Annotated in this window: 2 protein-coding genes and 1 pseudogene; all 3 read left to right on the top strand. The window is 68.9% G+C overall.

The features are described 5' to 3' along the window. Positions 1-375, top strand: a pseudogene (locus AB0B89_RS36320) (hypothetical protein); the annotation flags it as partial. A 162-nt stretch (positions 376-537) separates the two neighbouring features. Further along, complete coding sequence (locus AB0B89_RS36315) at positions 538-900, top strand: hypothetical protein (protein ID WP_358562297.1); 363 nt, start codon at positions 538-540, stop codon at positions 898-900. After that, positions 897-1,565, top strand: a complete 669-nt coding sequence (locus AB0B89_RS36310; RefSeq protein WP_358562294.1) for a hypothetical protein — start codon at positions 897-899, stop codon at positions 1,563-1,565. Before AB0B89_RS36315 ends, AB0B89_RS36310 begins: the two co-directional genes overlap by 4 nt. The last annotated feature ends 118 nt before the right edge of the window (positions 1,566-1,683 follow it).

Here is a 1,683-nt window from a genome sequence, read left to right as displayed (position 1 = left end):
GCCGGGCACGGCCTGCTGTTCTCCGGTTGGTTCAAGCAGAACGGCTCCGAGGCGAACGCCACAGCGGCGCACCCCGCGAGCGACCCGCTCGGCACGCTGACCGCCCGCGACACCACGGCGCTGCTGCACGCCGAATGGCGCGAGGTCCTCACGAATCTGACGCTCGAGGACTGCCACTTCCGCATGATGCTCCCGTACGAGGTCGGCGCGGGCTGCGGTTTCGACGTCGACTTCGCTGGCCACAAGGGTTCCTTCATCGTCTGGGGATCCGCACGCGACCAGGTCGACGGGTTCGGCAACGCCGTCAGCCCTCCGGTCGGGCACTGGATCGGCAGCCGCCTCCGCGCCGTCCTTCACGCCGAGGAGGTGGCCTGATGTACGCCACCCCGACCCGGTCTCGCCCCGCCGCCCGCCTCCTCCCCGACTGCGAGCAGGCCTTCCAGCCGATCAACGACCGAATCGAGTAGAGCCCCCACAACACCCACCCGGCGGCCAGGGCGACCAGCCCCGGCCGCCGGCCACCATCAAAGGAGAGCTATGGCACGCACCTTCGCCGCCGCCCAGCGCACCCCCGGCCTGATCGAAGCATGGGAACTCGAGCCCGGCATGATCGTGCGGAACTGGTATCGCAGCCTCAACAAGGCTGGCAGGCCGACCTACCTCATACTCCGCGCTGGCCCCGGCCTCGGAATCCGCGCCGGATCCGGCATCGGCTACCTGTTCCGCAACCCGGCCGAGGACCCCAGCGGCTTCATCGGCTGGGGCAGCGCTCTCGGCGACGTTCAATTCCGGCTCGACAAGACGGTCGACCTGGCCGATCCCGCCCTGGGCATCGACCCTTCGGTGACCGAAAGCGACTTCCCCTCCACCCCAACGGCACTCAGCAAGGAGACAGAATGAACGGCTACCACCAGCAGGAAGCTGAGGTGCTGGCGCTCGCCGGCGCGGTCGCCGAGCAGCTCCGCAGCGGCTACGAGGTCGTGCGGTGGGAGCCGCCACGCAAGGCGGACCTGCCGCAGGTATTCCTCATCAGCGGTCAGCACCGCATCCTGCTGCACTACAAGACCTGGGGTGAATACCGCAAGGACCGACTCACCTTCTCCGGCCTGCGCCCCAGCCAGGAGTTCAACACCAACCACTACCTCTTCGGGCCGGCCGTCACCATCGGCATGAGCCGCACCACCGACGCCATCGCCGCCGACCTGCAGCGCCGACTGCTCCCCGCGTACCACGAGTACGTCGCCAAGGAGCTTCGCCGGCGCGAGATGTACGAGTCCGCGAAGGCAGGCTGCGTCGACGAGGCCCGGCGCCTGGCCGGCCTCATTCCCGGAGCCAAGCACCACCCGGGCAGTCGGGTCAGCCCCGAGCGTGTGCTGTTCAACCGCCCCGCTCATGGCTACGGAGCCATACATGTCGCCCCTGACCGCTACCGCGAAGGGCGGATCCCGCCCGAGGGGATGGTCTACACCCTCAGCATCGAGTCCGGCCGCGACGTAACGCCGTTCATCGACGACCTCGCCCAGCTCATCGCCAAGCACTTCCCGCCCGCCGAAACCGACCAGTAGCCCGACGTAGCAACCCGCCAGGCGGCCGGGCATGAGCCAGGCCCAGTAGCCGGCCACGCCGGCGTCGGGTGGATCGCATGGGGACTCCTCAGATGGCGTGCGACATGCTGTTGATCGA

This window comes from Sphaerisporangium sp. NPDC049002 (assembly GCF_040649355.1).
Taxonomy (GTDB): domain Bacteria; phylum Actinomycetota; class Actinomycetes; order Streptosporangiales; family Streptosporangiaceae; genus Sphaerisporangium.
The sequence above is the reverse complement of the archived record's forward strand: the minus strand, read 5'-3'. Positions and strand labels throughout refer to the sequence as shown.